This window comes from Synergistaceae bacterium, from assembly GCA_017450125.1.
Classification (GTDB): Bacteria; Synergistota; Synergistia; order Synergistales; family Aminobacteriaceae; genus JAFUXM01.
Genome location: JAFSWZ010000016.1, coordinates 1 through 17,198 on the forward strand (window position 1 = coordinate 1; position 17,198 = coordinate 17,198).

The 17,198-nt window shown below is 55.0% G+C and carries 18 protein-coding genes; 3 read left to right on the forward strand and 15 right to left on the reverse strand.

Annotation, left to right across the window (positions count from 1 at the left end):
- Positions 1–524: hypothetical protein (locus tag IJT02_03230; protein MBQ7543935.1), on the forward strand; the 524-nt coding region annotated here is incomplete at its 5' end.
- Positions 525–549: 25 nt separating this feature from the next.
- Here IJT02_03230 and IJT02_03235 read toward each other — a convergent pair.
- The 14 genes from IJT02_03235 to IJT02_03300 form a co-directional block, all read right to left on the reverse strand.
- On the reverse strand, positions 550–1,401 hold the full coding sequence (locus tag IJT02_03235) for a class II fructose-bisphosphate aldolase (protein MBQ7543936.1): 852 nt from the start codon (positions 1,399–1,401) through the stop codon (positions 550–552).
- Positions 1,402–1,413: 12 nt separating this feature from the next.
- Positions 1,414–2,724: a class II D-tagatose-bisphosphate aldolase, non-catalytic subunit gene (locus IJT02_03240; protein ID MBQ7543937.1), complete on the reverse strand. Its 1,311-nt coding sequence runs from the start codon at positions 2,722–2,724 to the stop codon at positions 1,414–1,416.
- A 3-nt stretch (positions 2,725–2,727) separates the two neighbouring features.
- A complete protein-coding gene (locus IJT02_03245; protein ID MBQ7543938.1) occupies positions 2,728–3,669 on the reverse strand; it encodes a sugar kinase in 942 nt (313 codons plus the stop codon).
- An 88-nt stretch (positions 3,670–3,757) separates the two neighbouring features.
- On the reverse strand, positions 3,758–4,489 hold the full coding sequence (locus tag IJT02_03250) for a C39 family peptidase (protein MBQ7543939.1): 732 nt from the start codon (positions 4,487–4,489) through the stop codon (positions 3,758–3,760).
- Positions 4,486–5,385, reverse strand: coding sequence for a transporter substrate-binding domain-containing protein (locus tag IJT02_03255; GenBank protein MBQ7543940.1), 900 nt, complete (start codon positions 5,383–5,385; stop codon positions 4,486–4,488). The genes IJT02_03250 and IJT02_03255 overlap by 4 nt, the downstream gene beginning before the upstream one ends.
- The gene (locus IJT02_03260) at positions 5,382–5,699 is read right to left on the reverse strand and encodes an STAS domain-containing protein (protein MBQ7543941.1); all 318 of its coding nucleotides are present in this window, start codon (positions 5,697–5,699) and stop codon (positions 5,382–5,384) included. Before IJT02_03260 ends, IJT02_03255 begins: the two co-directional genes overlap by 4 nt.
- Positions 5,680–6,300 (reverse strand): hypothetical protein, encoded by a 621-nt coding sequence (locus tag IJT02_03265; GenBank protein ID MBQ7543942.1) that lies wholly within the window; start codon positions 6,298–6,300, stop codon positions 5,680–5,682. The genes IJT02_03260 and IJT02_03265 overlap by 20 nt, the downstream gene beginning before the upstream one ends.
- Position 6,301: 1 nt before the next feature.
- Positions 6,302–7,162 carry a transporter substrate-binding domain-containing protein gene (locus tag IJT02_03270; GenBank protein MBQ7543943.1) on the reverse strand — a complete coding sequence of 287 codons (861 nt, stop codon included), beginning with the start codon at positions 7,160–7,162 and terminating at the stop codon, positions 6,302–6,304.
- Positions 7,159–9,303 carry an ATP-binding cassette domain-containing protein gene (locus tag IJT02_03275; protein MBQ7543944.1) on the reverse strand — a complete coding sequence of 715 codons (2,145 nt, stop codon included), beginning with the start codon at positions 9,301–9,303 and terminating at the stop codon, positions 7,159–7,161. The genes IJT02_03270 and IJT02_03275 overlap by 4 nt, the downstream gene beginning before the upstream one ends.
- A 9-nt stretch (positions 9,304–9,312) precedes the next feature.
- A complete protein-coding gene (locus IJT02_03280; GenBank protein ID MBQ7543945.1) occupies positions 9,313–11,466 on the reverse strand; it encodes an ATP-binding cassette domain-containing protein in 2,154 nt (717 codons plus the stop codon).
- A 1-nt stretch (position 11,467) separates the two neighbouring features.
- Positions 11,468–11,659: a hypothetical protein gene (locus tag IJT02_03285; GenBank protein ID MBQ7543946.1), complete on the reverse strand. Its 192-nt coding sequence runs from the start codon at positions 11,657–11,659 to the stop codon at positions 11,468–11,470.
- 80 nt (positions 11,660–11,739) lie between these two features.
- A complete protein-coding gene (locus IJT02_03290) occupies positions 11,740–12,105 on the reverse strand; it encodes a Nif11-like leader peptide family natural product precursor (GenBank protein ID MBQ7543947.1) in 366 nt (121 codons plus the stop codon).
- A gap of 12 nt (positions 12,106–12,117) precedes the next feature.
- Positions 12,118–13,605: a radical SAM protein gene (locus IJT02_03295; GenBank protein MBQ7543948.1), complete on the reverse strand. Its 1,488-nt coding sequence runs from the start codon at positions 13,603–13,605 to the stop codon at positions 12,118–12,120.
- Complete coding sequence (locus IJT02_03300; protein MBQ7543949.1) at positions 13,535–13,894, reverse strand: Nif11 family protein; 360 nt, start codon at positions 13,892–13,894, stop codon at positions 13,535–13,537. The genes IJT02_03295 and IJT02_03300 overlap by 71 nt, the downstream gene beginning before the upstream one ends.
- Positions 13,895–14,004: 110 nt before the next feature.
- Here IJT02_03300 and IJT02_03305 point away from each other — a divergent pair, with 110 nt between their 5' ends.
- A complete protein-coding gene (locus IJT02_03305; GenBank protein MBQ7543950.1) occupies positions 14,005–14,820 on the forward strand; it encodes an alpha/beta fold hydrolase in 816 nt (271 codons plus the stop codon).
- The gene (locus tag IJT02_03310) at positions 14,813–16,060 is read left to right on the forward strand and encodes a threonine/serine exporter family protein (GenBank protein MBQ7543951.1); all 1,248 of its coding nucleotides are present in this window, start codon (positions 14,813–14,815) and stop codon (positions 16,058–16,060) included. The genes IJT02_03305 and IJT02_03310 overlap by 8 nt, the downstream gene beginning before the upstream one ends.
- Here the strand turns inward: IJT02_03310 and IJT02_03315 are convergent.
- A complete protein-coding gene (locus IJT02_03315; GenBank protein ID MBQ7543952.1) occupies positions 16,044–17,045 on the reverse strand; it encodes a WYL domain-containing protein in 1,002 nt (333 codons plus the stop codon). The two genes, IJT02_03310 and IJT02_03315, sit on opposite strands and share 17 nt — an antisense overlap.
- Between the last annotated feature and the right edge of the window lie 153 nt (positions 17,046–17,198).

The window sequence follows — 17,198 nt, forward strand, 5'->3', positions numbered from 1 at the left end:
GGAACATGAACAGCGACTTCTGGCTGGAAGTTCCGAGCTACGAGAACTACGAGAAAACCGACGAACAGGGGCGGAGGCTGAAGCACATAATGGCTTGCTGGTACACGAACCTTCCGATCACGAAGCGGCATGAGTTCCTGACGCTGCTCTACCCCTACACGCCCGAAGCCTACCCCCGCTACGACAACTACGACGCAATCGAGGTGAGCCGCACGGACCGCATTCCGATGGACTACGACGGCGTGATGGGCGTGCCGATAACCTTCCTCGACAAGTACTGCCCCAGCCAGTTCGAGATTCTCGGAATAACGCAGAGAGGAGACGTACCGTTCAAGACGCGGGTCTACACGAGCGCAGACGCGCCGAACTACGGAGACCTTAACGCCCGCGCGGTCATCCGCGACGCAGACGGGACACTGCGGAGCACGTACGCACGCTTGCTCATCCGCAGGAAGCCCCGAGACGAATCAGGAGACTTCTACGAGATCGTTCATCACGGACAGCAAAATACTCCCCCAGCGTAAAATCAGGGGGAGCATCATTCTTCCTCTACGCTTTTCCGCAGCTCCCGATTACCTGCATACGGCCGATAACGTACTTCTTTACTTCCTCCATCCCAACAGCTCCGTACTTCTTCGGGTCAAAGCCGCTGGGATTCTCCGCCATGTACTTCTTCACGCCCTCCGTGTACGCTATGCGCAGATCTGTCGCGTAATTCACCTTCGCCATCCCCATGCTCACACAGCGTCTCACCTGGTCGTCCGGCACTCCCGAAGTCCCGTGAAGCACCAGCGGAACGCCAACAACCTCGAGAATCTTCCCCAGAACCTCAAAGTTCACCTGCGGAGTACCCTTATAGATTCCGTGCGCAGTGCCGATTGCAACCGCCAGCGAATCACACTTTGTGCGTTCAACGAACTCTGCAGCTTCCTGCGGGTCGGTGAAGGGGTTGATTACCGCTGTGTTGTCGAGGCCGTCTTCTTTGCCCCCGACGCGGCCAAGTTCAGCCTCAACGGGGATATTCGCGGCGTGGCAGATGTCCACAACCGAACGTGTCAGCGCAATGTTCTCCTCGAATGGCAGCTTGCTTCCGTCTATCATGATTGACGTGTAGCCCGTGTGGAACGCAAGAACCGCCGTCTCGAAGCTGTTTCCGTGATCCAGATGGCACACTACGGGCACTCCTGCCCTCTCTGCGGCGGCCTTGATGTTCGCGAAGTAGAAATCTGCACCGGCGTACTTGAGCGTTCCCGGAGTTGTCTGCATTATCACCGGCGACAAAGTTTCTTCGGCGGCGTTGAGGACGGCTATCACCATCTCCATGTTCTCAACGTTGAACGCACCGACTGCGTATTTATTCTTCTGCGCGTCGAGCAGAAGCTCTCGTGAAGTTACGAGCAATATAATTCCTCCCTAAATCGTGTAATTTGGGTTGACCGCATAATTATAATCGTCAGTGCACTCAACTACATAATCTTTCACGAGCGAGGCCGCCTTCATCGCTAATTTCCCGTCCCTAACGAGCTTGTACTGTCTGGGCATGAACTGGCTCAGGAGTCCTGCGGGAACTTCTACGCTGTCGATGTTCGCGAACAGCTTAGTGATTGCCGACTTGATTTCAGGAAGACTGAAGTAGTACCTGCATCTGTCGGAGTAGCTGTACTTGCGGGCGATTCGCTTGTCCTCGTCCGAACCGTGATAATGTTTCTGCCAGTTCTTTGGGTTATCGAGCATCACGCGTTCAAGCACCTCTATGAAGTCTGCGCGCTTTTCTGCCGGGATTAACTCACGCTCAATCATGCTGAGTGCGAAGAGTCCTTCTCTGAGCTTGAAGGTTAAAGCCGGGCCGACTTTGAGGATAGCTATTCCGTCCTCGACCATTTCGCGGAGTTTTTCTGCGGGCTGGTAATCCGTCGAATGCCCCTCGAACACGAAGCCGGGATGATTCTTCAGGGATGCGCACAGTTCTTTTGCGGCTTGTCTGTCGTAGGCGTGAATGTCCTTGTCCCCGAACTCAACGCCCGGCTGAACCACGACAGCAATAACGTCCTGCCACCTATCAGCGATTCCGTGCTCCTCGAATTTCCGTTTGTACACTGCTAACGTCGTCTCGAAGTCCTTTACACTGGTAACCTGCAGGCCTGCTTCTTCCTCCTGTGCTCCGCCGGGAATCGGTACTTCACTCCCGATGATGTACGCGGGACGAACAGCGTCGGGCTTGGACTTCAGGAGTTCCTGATACGCGGCCTCACAGACCTCGAGCAATGCTGCCCCGCGTTCAGCGATAACTTCATCGCTAAGGCGTTCATCCTTCGGGTCATCCGCGAGCTTCATGCTGGTATCCAGATGAATCTTCGTGAAACCGGCCAGGACGCACTGCCTCAATAGCTCCTTAGAGTTCGACATAGCTTCTGACTCGGGAAGGTCTGACCACACCAACGGCCCCATATGGTCGCCGCCGAGCATTATTCTTTCACGCTCAAACCCTACCTTGTCCGCCAGAGCGTAAACATAATCGCGGAAGTCTGCGGGCTTCATTCCCGTGTAGCCTCCGAACTGGTTGATCTGGTTCGCTGTTCCCTCAATCAGAACGGGAGAATCAAAACGTAATGCCTGTTCGAGGATTGCTTCTATCGCGAGCTCGTTTGCTGTGCAGTATGACGGAATACCGGCGTGAATACCGGCCTTCCTCTTGTCGGTCATCGCAACTAAAGGATTCTTCATGGTTTAACCCCTCTCTATCATCTCTCTGACTGTCTCGGGAGAAATGTTGCCCTCCATCGGCCCGAACGCCATAACGTTAAGCGCACCGGCAGCCGCTCCCATCCTGGCCGCATCGGCAAGGGATTTTCCTTCCGCGAGACCGCAGATGAATGCTGCGTCGTACGAATCTCCTGCTCCCGTAGCGTCAGCCTGTTCGACCTTGTAGATGGGCTGCTCTGCTTCGAGGCCCTTGCGCGTCCAGATCTGCGAACCCTTGCCGCCGTTCTTCAGCACGAGGATTTCGAGCGAAGGATTCTCGAAGACTGCCTTGATGGCTTCATCAACGTCCTCTTTGCCCGTGAACATCTTTATCTCGCTCACTCCGGGCATCAGGATCGACGAACTCATGAAGACTTCCTGCAGAATGCCGAAAACTGCCTTGTCCTTCATCATTTCGGGGCGGATGTTGGGGTCAAAGGAAATTTTCACGCCGGCGTTCTTCATCATGTTCATGAACTTCACGATCTCGCGGGCAAAATTCACGTCGCTCATGAGTGAACAGCCCATTATGTGCATGTACTTTGTGTCCTCGAAGCCTGACATTGACGCGGGGGCTTTGGCCTTCGTGAACGGAGAATTATCCGTATAGAACAAGAACTTTCTCTCGCCGTCGGCAAAGTACGTTACGAAAGCTATACCTGTCCGGCCTTCGTCGGAAACTATTACGCGGCTGATGTCTACTCCGTCCTTCTTGAGGCGGCGGGTTACTGTTTCGCCGAAGTCGTCCGCTCCGACTCCGCTGATGATTGCCGTCGAATGTCCTAACCTTGCGGCTGTGCTGATGAAGATTCCCGGTGCTCCGCTGGGGAAAGGCCCTCTGAACCAGTCCGTAGCATAAAGCGGAATTTCTTCCTGCGGCCTCATTATTTCGACGAGAAGTTCACCCATAATTACTATCTCAGGCATGATGTGTCCTCCTTAATTGTGCTGGAATTGGGATGATGAGATTGTAACATAAACCCCCCGCCGTTTTCAGCAGGGGGTGAACGCTTCGTTAAGGGTGAGCGATGATGAACGGCTGTTCGCGCTGATCCGGCGGAAGTATCGAGTGGTCAAACCACATCGAGTAGAACCGCTCGGCGTTGTTCACGGTGTAGCCGTCCTGCAGGTGGTCTGAGGTGTCGTAGGGGTCAACCATAACCAGAACGTCATCAAGTGTGTTGTCCGTGCCCATAGTGTCATAGCCGATGATAACTCTCCAGTGTCCGCCCCACTCGACATTCTCTACAATGATGGGGATTCCGGCAGAGAGATTCTCACGGACGAACGACATGAACTCGTCGTACTCCTCGAACCTTGCGTGAGTTAGGCTGCTTTCCGTCTTCCAGCCCAGCCTATCAAAGAACGCCAGCATGTCCTTCGGTGTTGTGCCTATGGGGTAGGCTCGAGTCTTCATGTCGTGCGAGAGCATCTCTTCAGTAAAATCCTTAACGCCGTAATACCAGAGCACCGTCAAGGCACTTGCAGGGCCGCAGGTGTATTCCGTTGTCTGCTGGTAGGTGGGGTAGTTCGTGAGAATTATGCGGCTGTCGGTTGAAGCTGCCTCGTAGAAGTCCGTAACCGTGTCGAAATACACAGAGCCTTTGTGATTTATCTCTGCGGGGGCTGAGGAAGCACCTTCACTCGTTGTGTCGAGGCCTTCAGGGAACGGAATCACTCTGACTCCCGCACTGCTCACACCGCAAAGAACCAGCAAACACATTAACGCTGAAAGTATCTTCTTCATTTCACAACTCCTATCACTAAATCAACGTCCCATTCATAATAGGGGTTGGAGAGTATTACGCCGTCTGCTGTATCCTTCATCTTGCTTCTGACGTTGACTTTGCGCGGAACTTTCAGGCCTTCGGTGTTCCTGTACCAGAAGACAACATCTGCTCTCTCCGACGCGAGTGCCGCAGAACGCCCGCCCGCATCCACGCTGATTAAGCGTACATTCTTCTTGAGACGGCGGCCGATTTCAGCGAGAATTGCTGTGTTGTAGCCCGCAGGACGGCCGTCAGCCGCGATAAAGTCTATCGGCGGGAGGTCTCCTGTTACGGCGGCACGTATTGTCTTTGCTCCCTTGAACTCCGAGAACTTCACCTGTTCCGGCTCACCTGCAAGCTCCGTGATGTACTTCTTCTCGAGGCGGGCAAGAGTACCGTCCTTCTTCATGGCGGCTATTGCGCCGTTGAACTCCTGCTGAAGTTCCGTGTTGCCCCTCTTGAAGCCGAATGATATTGTCGAGGGCATCATGTTCAGCGAGAACTGTATATCGTACTGGGGATTGTTTTTGACGAGGTACATTCCGACTGCTTCAGGAAGAATTATCTCGTCAATCCGTGTTGAACGCAACGCCATCTGCATCGACAGCAGGGAGTCGAAGAAGCGTATCACCCTTCTTGTCTTTATGATTTCGGTAAGGAAACCGTCAAGCCCGTCTTCCTGCATCCAGTCATTAGCTCCGCTCTCACTGATGAGGGGTGCTAATGCCTTCCTCAAATCGTCAAGCCCCTCCTGAAACTCCGCCTCAGTCGTCCCGAGCCACGTGAGGACTCCGCTCTCCACAACATTTTCTGCCCCGAAGCACGAGGCCGCCGACAGCACCACAAGCATAACTGCACACAATAACTTCTTCATTCTTCTCCTCCTGCAACATCAAATATCTGCGAAAATCCCGTGATGTTCAGTATGCTCATCACTTCATGAGAGACATTCACGAGCTTTATGGGACTGCTTCTCCTCTTGGCCAGAGAAAGAAGAACCCTCAGCCCCATGCTCGAAATGTACTCGAGGCTTCCGCAGTCGAACACAACAACTTCGTCCTTGCCTTCACCCAGCACTGACGCAACGGCATCGCTGAAGCTGTACGCGTTTGTCGCGTCGATGCGTCCCGAAAGCGTGAAGGTCAGAGCTTCAGAATCGCGCGAAAAATCAACCGTGAGCTTTCCCATAGTTCTTGCGCACCGTTAGTTCCACGCCGTCCCGACGAACGCCGACAGATACCTCATCGGCAATGTTAGCGATGATCGATTTCTCGAGTTCATCCCAAGCGTCGGAGTCTTCCTCAGCTTTAACGTCCTCCTTGTACTTCTGCATTGACCAGGCGTACATTGCTCTGGACATTCCTGCATCGAGGGATAACATACCGTACTCCGCAATTCCTGGCCCGTACTCTGACTGAAGCGCGAAACCCTCCTCCATTCCATACAGGCCGGCCTCAAAGATACAGCGGATCTTTTCCATGATGCCCAGCCGTGCTGTGTTCCGGCCGCTGGTCGATACTGAGAGGAGCTCCCTGCGCTTCGCGTAATCCAGCTCAGATTTTGCCGACAGGTGAAGCGTGCAGTCCTTGCCCTCGTGCTCAATCCAGAACTCCGCGCTGAATGAGCCCGCTATTGACTGAACCATATTCAGCATTTCCTCAGCAAGAAGCCTGAGCCTCAGTGCCTCTTTGCCTGTGAGGCCTATGGACCCCGCGATTCTCTCCGTAAGCTCGAGAGCCTCATTGGCTGATGCTGTGCTGCCTGCGATTGCGATTCTGTATTCTGCCATTCTACATACCTCCGTAAAGATTAAGTATTGCACTCTTGAAGTCCCACCAGCTTGATGCTTTCGGCGGAGCTTTCCGCAGGTGTATGAACTTTTCCCACTCGTAATAAGGCTGTGAGAGTATAACACCTTCGGGAACATCCGGCTGAGTTTCTGCGTCAGAGTTGACCTCGTACCAGAAGACTACGTCGGCTCTTCCCGATGTCAGCGCGGCAGTCCTTGCTCCTGCGTCGGTCTCTGTGAGCTCGATGTTCACGCGGAGGATGCTGCCGATTTCCGCGAGTATCGCCGTGTTGAAGCCTGCGGGTGTGCCGTCGGGAGCTATGTAGTCCAGAGGCGGAAGGTCGCCCGTAACCGCAACCTTGACCGTCGGTGCTCCGTCGAACCTCTGGAACTTCACGGGGTCAGGGTCTTTTCGCGAGGCCAAGTAACTGCCCTCAAGGACTGACAGCGTCCAGTTGTCCCGCAAGAGCTTCAATGCTTCGTTGAACCTGTCGCGGAGCTCCTCGTCCTCAGCACGGAAACCGAACGACAGACCCATTCCCTTAGAGCGCAGGACTAACGTAGCTTCGAGCCCGTCATTCATCCTCAGGACGTATTCTGCCGCCGCCTCAGGAAGAACCATCTCGTGAATCTCCTTCCTGTTCACCGCCATCAACATGCCCGTGATGTTGTCGTAGAACTTCACGATGACTTCAAGATTTCCGTTTGCTGGGGCAAAAGTCTTCTGCCACTGTTCTGAAAACTCTTCCTCCGTAGTGTTGAGCTTCGCGAGCAGGCCGAGACGTATGAGGCTCTTCTCTGCCGGACTGACCAGTGCCGCCATAACCAGCACAACCGCAACTGCGCATAATACCTTCTTCATTTGGTGCCTCCTGTTCTTTGTCGTTCGACGAGGGACGCGAAAAGCCCTTTTCTGCTCATGAGGTCGTCATAGCTGCCTTCTTCCGCGATTCTTCCGCCGTCAATCACCAGAATACGCCCGCAATGCCTGACTGTCGAGAGGCGGTGCGCAATAACTATACGTGTGCACTTCAGGCCGTCAAGCGACTCGGAGACTATCCGCTGTGTGATGTTGTCGAGCGCGCTTGTTGCTTCGTCGAAGAGGAGAATCTTCGGCTTAGGGGCAATTGCGCGGGCAATGATTATTCTCTGACGCTGGCCTCCTGAGATCGTGCCTGCTCCCTCGCTTATGAGAGTGTGCATCTTCATGGGCATTCGGCGGATGTCGTCGGCAATACCGGCCATTTCGGCGGCTTGCCACGCGTCGGCTTCGGTGAGGTGCGGAGCAGAGATGACTATGTTGCTGTAGATGCTGCCGGGAAAAAGCCTGCTGTTCTGCATTACGCACCCGATGCTTCGCCTAAGCGCGCGGAGGTTGAGGGTCTTAATGTCGCTGCTGTCGTAGTAGATGACTCCGCTGTCCGGCGTGTCGAACCCAAGCAGAAGCCTCATCAAGGTACTTTTTCCGCACCCGGACTTCCCGACAATCGCGACGTATTCGCCTAGCTTTACGCGGAACGAAATCTTGTCGAGGACGAGCGGCGACTTCGCGGAGTACCTGAAGGTTACGCTGTTGACCTCAATTCCTCCCCTGACGCGCGCGGGTGTCCTGCCCTGCGAGATTTCAGGTACTTCTTCAAGCACTGGACGAATCATGTCGGCCATCGGCCCGATCATCGCCATCGAGAGAGTTACCCCGCACAGCGCAGTGAACGCACCTGACAGCATGCCGTACGACACCGTGAACGCCATGTACTCGGCTGGCTGAACCTTCGCGCCCCACGCGGCACGGTAGAGCAGGAACGTTCCGGCGAGCATCACGACGGGCTGAATTACGTTCGTGAGCTTCAGGAACAGCGGAGGGTTGTACTCGAGCTTTGCGTCCTTGCTGTAATGACCTGCCCACTTCGAGAACGCACGTTTCTCCGAGCCCGTGAGACGTATCTTCTGTATGCCGGTTATCAGCGCGTAAAGCAGTCCGTATTCCTCAGCACGGAGCTTGGTTCTGCGTTTCAGCAGCTTCGTGTGCCACCACGCCGACAGGACAGCGAGTGCCGCCATCACCGACACGATACACAGCGCGGGGAAGACCAGCGACGGCGCGAAGGCAAATATCTGCTGGAGGTAGACGAGGCTCATCAACGCAGTTAGTGCCGCAGAGAAAATCACTTCCGCCCCCATCGAACAGAGCATCTCTGTGCCCGAAACCCTCTGCGCAAGTTCCCCTGCTGAATACTTCCTGAAGAACTCAGCAGGAAGATTTATAACACGCATCATCACCGCCGCGTTCAGTGAAGTGTTGGTCTTGAGCTGTATCCGCGCGAGCAGCAGCATCTTCGAGACCGTCAGCAGTGCCGCAGAGATTCCGGCGCACGACATGAACACTATCAGTGAGGCCAGAGCTCCGATGTTCTGCGTGTGAATCGCGTGGGTGTAGATTATTCGGGTCAAGTAGGGCGGAATCATCGACACAAGAACGGCGGCGAGAGTTACCAGCGCGATATAGACGATGTCGTAAAGGGAGATGCATTTTGCCGCGAAACTCAGCAAGTCCTTAACGCCCAGCTTTTCCGCCGGAAGAGGACGGTAGAAGCACACCGCCTCAGCCTTCAGCTCCTTCTGCGTTGAAGCGTTCACGCGAACGGTCTTTCCCGTATCGTAATCCCTGTACGTGTAGCCCCGCCAGTCAGGGATCAGTGCGGCGTAGTCTCCAGCCTTCGTCGTTGCAAGGTACACGCCTGCCGCGTCCTTGTACCAGCCGTCAGTGAGCTCGACTGTCCTGCGCATCACACCGCACGGCCCGAAAATGTCTTCAAGCGTATCGTGTTCAAGAAGTGCCTCAGGTACTCCGAACACTCCGGCAATCTCAGCAACAGCACCCTTAGCTGACTGAACGGAAACTTTTTCGCCGTCTACGGCCTCCGCAATCTTCCCGAAAGCATCGGCAAACGCTTCGTTGTCCGAGTTGACCCGTATTCTTATCTGTTCATCAAACCATCCCATGAGTGCACCTCATTCGTTCGTGATAAGTTCAGCGTAATACTCACAGCGTCCCATCAGCTCAGCGTGAGTGCCCCTGTCGAGGATTTCTCCCTGCTTCATCACGATGATTTCGTCGCAGTCCCGAATTATCGAGAGGCGGTGAGAGATGATGATTCGGGTTATTCCGCGTGCGGCTATGGCCGTCATGATCTTGTACTCGGTCTGGCTGTCCAGCGCGCTTGTAGCTTCGTCCATGATGATTACCGTCGGGTCTTGGGCGAGCACTCCCGCGATCTCTATCCTCTGACGCTGTCCGCCGGAAAGGTTGCGTCCTCCTTCGCTCACAGGGGCGGAGTAATCACCTTCACGCTGGACTATCTCGTCGTGAATCGCGGCATCACGTGCGGCAAGGACAACCTCGAAGTTCTCGATGGACTTGTCCCACATCCTGATGTTGTCGGCTATCGTGTCCTCAAACAGCGTTACGTCCTGAGTTACGCACGCGACACTGCCCGTAAAGACACTGCGGTTGACTGCGCTGATGGGTCTGCCGTCAAAGAGTATCTCGCCCTCCCACGCAGGATAAAGGCCGGTGAGCAGCTTTGCCGTCGTAGATTTCCCGCAGCCCGAAGGCCCGACGATCGCGACGCTGCTGCCCGGTTCAACCGTCAGCGAAAAATTCCGCAGTATCGGGGGCTCAAGCCTGTTGTACCCGAACGAAACATTACGCATCTCGACAAGCCCCGAGAGCTTGGCCAAGTCCTCGTCAGGCAGTTCACCCGACAATCCTTCGGCGAGCGGGTACTTGAAGACATCCTGCACGCGCTCCATCTGTGTGCGCATCTCCTGAAGCTGAGTACCTGCATTAATCAGCTGTGCCGCAGGGTTCGAGAACGCAGTCAGGTAGCCGTTGAACGCAGAGACGAGGCCTATCGTCCATTCGCCCTGAATGATGAGCCTCACTCCCAAGAACAGAATCAGGTTCGACATCAGCAGCGAGACGAGGGGCGGAATCTGGCCAAGCGTGGTGTTGAGGCGCGCGAACTTCACAGCCTGAGCGTTTGCGTTTGCCTGAAAGCCTGACCACCGCGTGAAGAACCCGTTTTCCGCACCGGCTGACTTTATCGTCTCGATCATGTCTATTCCCGACACAGTTGCCCCCTGAAGGTTAGCGTTGTCCCTCATCTGCACGCGAGTGATGTTGATGCGCTGCTTGGAGATTAACCGCGCAAGAAGCAGGTTGATGCACACCGACGCAACTCCCGCGAGGGCAAGAACAGGGCTGTAGTCGATCATGATGAGGAGGTTGAAGATCATCGCGGCGGAGTTCAGAAGAAGAGGCGTGAAGGTGTTGATGAGCGTGCTTGTGATGTTCTGGTTGGACTGCTGGCGCGAGGCAATATCTCCGGCCATTCTCTGCTCGAAGAACTCGACCGGCAACCTCAGTATGTGCCACAAGAACGACGCGTTAGCGACACCCGCCGTCCTGCCCTGAATCCTCAGCATACAGACAGCGTTGATGACGAGAGAAGCACATTGCGCGAGGATAACCAGCCCCAGCAGCACGAAGAAGCCTCCGGCGAGCTGTGGTGTCTTTGCGGTGAGTATGTTGTCCACGAAGAACCGCCCGAACGCCGGAAGCAGAAGCCCCGTCAATGCGGCAATCAGCGTGGTTATCGCAACCATCACGAAGGCAGGGAGAGTACCCGTCAGCCTCTGCAGCGCGAATTTCAGGATCGAGGCGGGCTTCCCTCCTTTCTCGAAGTCCTCTGACGGCGCGAACATCATGCATATCCCAGAGTACGACTTCTTGAACTCCTCGAAGGTTATGCTGACTTTTCCGCGCGCAGGGTCATTGAGGTATACCTTGTCGCCCTTGAAGCCGTCGAGCACGACGAAGTGATTGAACTCCCAGAAGATGATACACGGGAAACTGTCATGCTTCCTCAAAACTTCTGCTGTTGCCTTGAAGGCTTTGGGGTTGAGCTTGTATTTCTTTGCGACCGCGTGAATGCTCTTGAGGTTGGAGCCGTCCCGCGAGACCCCGCACTCCTGCCGCAGCTGCTCGAGAGGAATCCACAGGCCGTGATACGCCATGACCATAGCCAGCGAAGCCGCCCCGCACTCGAGAGCCTCCAGCTGCATTACGACGGGAACGTCCGCGATAGATTTTCGTGTGAACATGTTACTTCAGGAGGAAGGTCAGGGGCTTGATGGTTTGTCCGTTGACTGAAAGTTCGCCGAAGAACAGCCAGGTGAACAGTCCGAGCAGGAAGATTGCTGCCGAAGTAAGGATTATCCAAGCTCCGGGACTTGCTGCGCGTATGTAGCTGTTTAGCTGTTCGGGGGAAGAGATTTTGTTAGGATTGTCTGGCATGTCTGCACCTCACTGATATAGTTTTGCATACACAACGACCGCCGTGATTCTGCTCACAGCGGCCGGAATCGTCCTTAATTCTACGCTAGTCCGAGCCCTTCAGAAGAACACCAGCATCTTTCGTGCCCGTTGTTGGTGTTGATACCTGTTCCGCTGCCTGAGCAGTCGCAGGAGAGCTCCCACGTCAGGCCTGAGCCGTAGTTCTGGCATCTGCAGGAGCTGGTTACTTTCGCAGCGAAAAACCCTGTTCCGCCCGACACTGCCGCCATCTCGTCCTCCGAGAGCTCGGATGTCTCTGAGGGAGCTAAGTCCTCCGCCGTAATCGCGAACCCTCGAGAAGCCGCCAGCTTCACGATCGCATCAAAGCCCTTCGCACTCTTCATCGCATCCTTGAGTGCCTCATCCTGCGACACTGCTTCAAGAAACTTCTTTACGTTATCTGTCATTATCTTTGCCTCCTAATTCTGCCACAATGGATTGTCCATGACGGGAGATGTTGCGCCCGGCCGACACTTCCTTACGGCATCAATGATTCTATCAACCCATCCGCCCTTGAACAACTCGCAAGAAGAGCGTGATTTCCCCATCAGGCCATTGCCGTCGCCGAAAGCATCAGCCCGACATCCGCCGTAACAGCACCGAGAGTACCGGCACTCCCTGCAGTCGTCGTGAAGCGCGAAGTACTCGCTTGCCCGCGTGTTGATGATGCTCATGTAGTATGAGTCAGTGATGCACTGCGCGAGTCCCTGTTCGGTGATGAGGGGGAACTTCTCCTGAATCTCGAAGCCGGAGAGCGACGTACACGGCAGGGTTCTTCCGTCGGGAGCGATGTACATGACCAGCCTTGCATGCCCGCACATGCAGAAGGTTTCGGGGTCGCAGTCCGGCTTGTACGAGGGAATGTGAAACATATCCGGCTCTCTTTGGTCAGCCATGAAGAAGCCGCCGAGCATTATTCCCATCGGCATACCGTCTTCATAGTAGTGCGGGATATAGTCAAGGTACAGCTGATAAAGCTCACGGTTCGTGAATGACTCTCCGTAACCGTTTTTGAGCCATTCGCCGGAGTTGGAGACGGGGTTAGTCTTGACGCTCCTAACACCCAGCTTCCCCATGTGCCGGATACTTTCTCTGAGGGTGTGCTTGTTGCGGGTATGAAGGCACATCTCCGCCCCCGTCGGGAAGCCGTTGTCCCTGCAGAGAGCAAACGCTCTGTCCACTGCTTCTTCTGCTCCGCTGACTCCTCTCAGCCAATCGTGCCAGCCTACGCCGTCATAGCTCATATTGAACTCCGGGTGAATGTTCCTTCTGTCGAGCTCACGCAACAGGGTTTCATTGACTAATGCTCCATTGCTGTAGATTGTCCTGATGTGTATTCCGCGCTCAAGGAGTGCGTCAACGATCTCGAGGAAGTCCGGCCTCACGAGGGGTTCTCCGCCAGTCAGCGATACGTTCATCACGCCGCAGTCCCCGAGCTGGTTCACGATGTCCATGATTGTACTGTGCGGAAGCTCGCTGAACTTCGCGCTCGGTGCGGACATGAAGCAGTGCTTGCACCTGTAGTTGCACCGGCCAGTGATTGACCAGTGGGCTTGCTTGATGTATCGGGCGGGATATTTGCGGTACTTCTGGATGTCGGTGAGGGCTTGGCCGGGAGCGCAGGGTTCTACGATGCCGTTTGCCTGTGCGTCGGCGATGATTGAGCGTGTCTTGTCGGAGATGAGAGGGAGAGAGACATCAACAGTACTGTCGCAGAGATTTATTGCGTCCCACTGAGCGGGCGTGAGGAACATTGCCCCGCCGGTGTTTGCGTCAACAAGAGCATAAGGCAGACGTTCCCAGCCCCTGAGCAGAAAATTATCTTTCAGCCTGTAACTAGGCACCTTCGCCGTAATTAGAGCATCCGCAGACTCCTCCAGCCCCGAATCCTCCTTCACCCCTGCCATCGCAGTAGCACGTGCTGAACGGAACAGAGAAAATCAAAAAAGTTCCAGTTCCCTGAGGATTACACGTGCACGTTGCACCGCCAGCAACAGCCTTCATCTCGTCCTCGCTGAGTTCCTCCATCTCTGAGGGCTTGAAGTCGTCCGCAGTGAGCGTGAGCCCGTGCTTGCCCGCGAACTCGACTGCCGCTGCCGCCATAGCGTCGGTGTCCTTCGGCGTGCCGTCCGCGAGAGCCTTGAACTCTTCTAGCAGTGCCTCGTCCTTCGAGACAGCCTCAAGAAACTTCTTCATGTTGTCCGTCATCATTAATGCCTCCTCTGGGATTCAGGCACATTATACAACCTGCAGCTAAGGTATAATTCAGTCATACATAACACAAAACGAAAGGCAGGCTTCTCACAATGAAGAAATGTGTTGTTGCGGTAATGTTGGTGCTGTCGTTCACGATGGCGGCATTCGGCGAGACGATACCCGTCCAGATCGACGGAGCAGTCGGGAAACTCTCGGCAGTTATCCAGAAGCCCGAAGGCGACAAGATGCCGATGGTGATGCTGCTTCACGGGTTCACCGGCAGCAAGACCAACCGCCCCTTAACGGACACTGCTGACCTCCTCGAGAAGAACGGCATTGCGTCGATACGCTTCGACTTTAATGGGCACGGCGACAGTGAAGGCGACTTCGTGAACATGACGGTACTCAATGAGATTGAGGACGCGCGCAAAGTCTTCGAGTACGTCAAGGCTCTGGACTACGTGTCGTCGGTCGCAATCGGCGGGCACTCTCAGGGCGGAGTCGTAACCAGTATGCTGGCCGGAGAGCTCGGAGCAGAGAACGTGAAAGCCGTCGTGCTGTTCGCCCCTGCGGCAGTCCTGCGGGACGATGCGATTCGCGGCAACGTCATGGGCACTGCTTACGATGCCGGAAACCCGCCCGAGAGCGTGAAGATTTTCGGTCGCTTCGACTTGGGACGTGAATACATGGTTACGTCGCAGACACTCCCGATCTACGAGACTGCGGCCAAGTTCACTGGCCCGGCGTGCGTGATTCACGGCACAGGCGACAGAATCGTACCCTACACTTACGGCGAACGTTACTACAAGGGCTACAAGAACGGAGAGCTTCACCTCATCAACGGTGCAGATCACGGCTTCACTGGCTTCGAGGAAGATGCGGCGGAACTTGCGGTGTCCTTCCTGAAGAAACAGCTTCATGAATAATATCGATTACATCATATCTTTCTGCGTAAACCTCGCGCGGCAGATGATAGTCTCGGGCGCAAACCTCGAGCGCGTTCACCTCGCCGTCGAGGTCATCTGCAAGTCCTACGGCCTCCGCGACGTGAGCATCTTCTTCCTGAGCAACTATATTTCTCTGGGAGCTTATGACCCAGAAGGAAACTACTCCTACCGGCAGGCCTCAATTCCTCCGGCAGGAATCCACCTCGACAGGCTGCGGAAACTTAACCAGCTCTCCTACAAGATAGCGGAGATTACCCCACAGCCCAAGCTCCTCGACAAGATGCTTCATCGCGCAATGGACACCAAGAGCTACAGCAATCTTGTTGTGCTTCTCGGCAGGATCGTCGCGATGTCGTGCCTGTGCTTCATGTTCGGCGGGACGGTCAATGAGCTATTCCCCGTCGCGGCGGTAACTGCACTGATTCACTTCCTCATGCCCGTGCTCGAGAACTCAGGCCTTGACCGCATCGTCAGCAATGCCCTCACTATGTACATATCTGCTTCTGCGGCGTTGATGTTCGTGTATTCGGGCTTCAGCAGCAATCTTCCCGTGATTATGATCACCGTCTCGATGATAGTAATTCCCGGCATCCCTCTCGTGAACGCAATGCGCAACCTCCTCTGCGGGCGCGAGAACAACGGCATTCTTCAGATGCTGAAGATATTTATTGAGACGATGGCTCTTGGAATGGGAATGTATGTAGCTATCGCGATGTTCGGGCACAACGCCATTCAGAACGCAGAACATGTAGTCGCAATGACTGACCCGGTGATTCTGGTGGTGCTGTCGTACATTGCCTCTGTGGGGTTCGGGATTGTGTTCATGATTCCGCCTAAAGATTTATGGCTCGCGGGGCTGGGCGGAGCACTGGCAAGGCTTGCGCTGGTCAGCCTCACTCCAGTAACGGACAACCGTCTGCTGTTCGTAACATTGTCGGCAATGGCGGCGGCACTTTACGCGGAGTTCTTGGCCGTAACGCGCAAACAGCCTTCAACGTACTTCGTCTATCCGTCAATAATCCCGCTGATACCCGGCGACTTGTTCTTCTTCGCGATGGTTGGGCTGTATCTGGGCGACAGGGCGAGCGTTGAGAGTTACGGGGTGAACTGTCTGCTGTCATTGGCCGGACTGAGCATCGGGTTCGTGCTGAGCTCGACGGTTGCGCACCACGTCAGGAGAAGTTACTACAGGAGCAGCTTCTCTACACCTCATCAATAATCTTCATCGCCATATTGCGAACGATGCATTTCAGTGCCGGAGGCTCTATGACCTTAGCGTTCGGAGCTCCGGCCAATACCCACCTCGCAACGTCGTCAAGATGCGGCACTTCCGCAGTGAGGATTACGCTTCCGTCTTCTTGTTCTTCTGTCTTCTGTGAAGGATGCCACTTCACCAGCAAAGCAGACCCCGCAAGCCCTCCTTTGAGCCTCAGGCGTATTCTGTGCCGCTCCGTTCCGGGCGAAACGTACCACGCTGATGCTGTGTATTCCGCGCTGAAGCCTCCTTCTGTAGGCGGAATGTACCTCTCCCCAGAAGGATATACCCTCGTTATGCGGCTGATTCTGTGGGTGCTTAATGCCCCGTGCTTGTGGTTGAAGGAGATCATGTACCACGCGCTGCCTCTGAAGTAGAAATCGTACGGAGAGATTACCCACTTCCTCGCGTCTTTGCCCGGAGAAGTGTAGCGTATCTGCACAGCCTGCCCTGCGTTGCGCGCATCCGTGAGTGCCTTGAAGAGTTCGGGGTTCACCGGTTCGACAGGAATCGCGGCGAGCGTGGCTTCTGCGAGTGCTTCACCTTGTCCGGCCAAGTCTGCGGGAATGTAGTTAGCGATTTTCGCCCAGAGCTTCAGAGCGTCCTTCTTCAGGTGGGGCAGGAAGTGTGAAGCCATCTTCAGCCCCGCGCTGAGTGCCTCAATCTCTGCGGGCGTGGCCTCGATGTTCACCAGCAGAGAGCCTTCATGCTTGAGGACGTAGAGGCCGCTTCTGTGGTCGTAATCAATTTCCGCCCCCATGAAGTTGCGCATGAACGTCAAGTCATTCTGCAGCATCCGATTCTGCCGGTAAGTTCCTCCGCCGTCCTTCGCGTAACCGCCTACGTTCTGTTCAATGGCTCTGCGTGTCGCCTTCCCGCCGCTGCGTTTCAGGAAAGCTACGAGGTCGAGGATTCTCCTGTAACGTTCAGAGCCTATATCTTTTGACACTGCGGACACCTCACACATTAAGATAGTGGGAACATGTATCATAATATACACCAAGCTGAACAGAAAGGAGCAGATGAATTTGGAGACTTCATCCGCAAGCTCTGAAGCACTCAAGCAAGCACTTAACGGGTTTGTACACCACAAATTTAGTGC

What these genes read in the sequence shown, in the direction of transcription:
- IJT02_03240 (MBQ7543937.1), bottom strand. Translation starts at nt 2,724, where the DNA reads ATGAAGAATCCTTTAGTTGCGATGACCGACAAGAGGAAGGCCGGTATT.
- IJT02_03245 (MBQ7543938.1), bottom strand. Translation starts at nt 3,669, where the DNA reads ATGCCTGAGATAGTAATTATGGGTGAACTTCTCGTCGAAATAATGAGG.
- IJT02_03250 (MBQ7543939.1), bottom strand. Translation starts at nt 4,489, where the DNA reads ATGAAGAAGATACTTTCAGCGTTAATGTGTTTGCTGGTTCTTTGCGGT.
- IJT02_03255 (MBQ7543940.1), bottom strand. Translation starts at nt 5,385, where the DNA reads ATGAAGAAGTTATTGTGTGCAGTTATGCTTGTGGTGCTGTCGGCGGCC.
- IJT02_03260 (MBQ7543941.1), bottom strand. Translation starts at nt 5,699, where the DNA reads ATGGGAAAGCTCACGGTTGATTTTTCGCGCGATTCTGAAGCTCTGACC.
- IJT02_03265 (MBQ7543942.1), bottom strand. Translation starts at nt 6,300, where the DNA reads ATGGCAGAATACAGAATCGCAATCGCAGGCAGCACAGCATCAGCCAAT.
- IJT02_03270 (MBQ7543943.1), bottom strand. Translation starts at nt 7,162, where the DNA reads ATGAAGAAGGTATTATGCGCAGTTGCGGTTGTGCTGGTTATGGCGGCA.
- IJT02_03275 (MBQ7543944.1), bottom strand. Translation starts at nt 9,303, where the DNA reads ATGGGATGGTTTGATGAACAGATAAGAATACGGGTCAACTCGGACAAC.
- IJT02_03280 (MBQ7543945.1), bottom strand. Translation starts at nt 11,466, where the DNA reads ATGTTCACACGAAAATCTATCGCGGACGTTCCCGTCGTAATGCAGCTG.
- IJT02_03285 (MBQ7543946.1), bottom strand. Translation starts at nt 11,659, where the DNA reads ATGCCAGACAATCCTAACAAAATCTCTTCCCCCGAACAGCTAAACAGC.
- IJT02_03290 (MBQ7543947.1), bottom strand. Translation starts at nt 12,105, where the DNA reads ATGACAGATAACGTAAAGAAGTTTCTTGAAGCAGTGTCGCAGGATGAG.
- IJT02_03295 (MBQ7543948.1), bottom strand. Translation starts at nt 13,605, where the DNA reads ATGGCAGGGGTGAAGGAGGATTCGGGGCTGGAGGAGTCTGCGGATGCT.
- IJT02_03300 (MBQ7543949.1), bottom strand. Translation starts at nt 13,894, where the DNA reads ATGAAGAAGTTTCTTGAGGCTGTCTCGAAGGACGAGGCACTGCTAGAA.
- IJT02_03305 (MBQ7543950.1), top strand. Translation starts at nt 14,005, where the DNA reads ATGAAGAAATGTGTTGTTGCGGTAATGTTGGTGCTGTCGTTCACGATG.
- IJT02_03310 (MBQ7543951.1), top strand. Translation starts at nt 14,813, where the DNA reads ATGAATAATATCGATTACATCATATCTTTCTGCGTAAACCTCGCGCGG.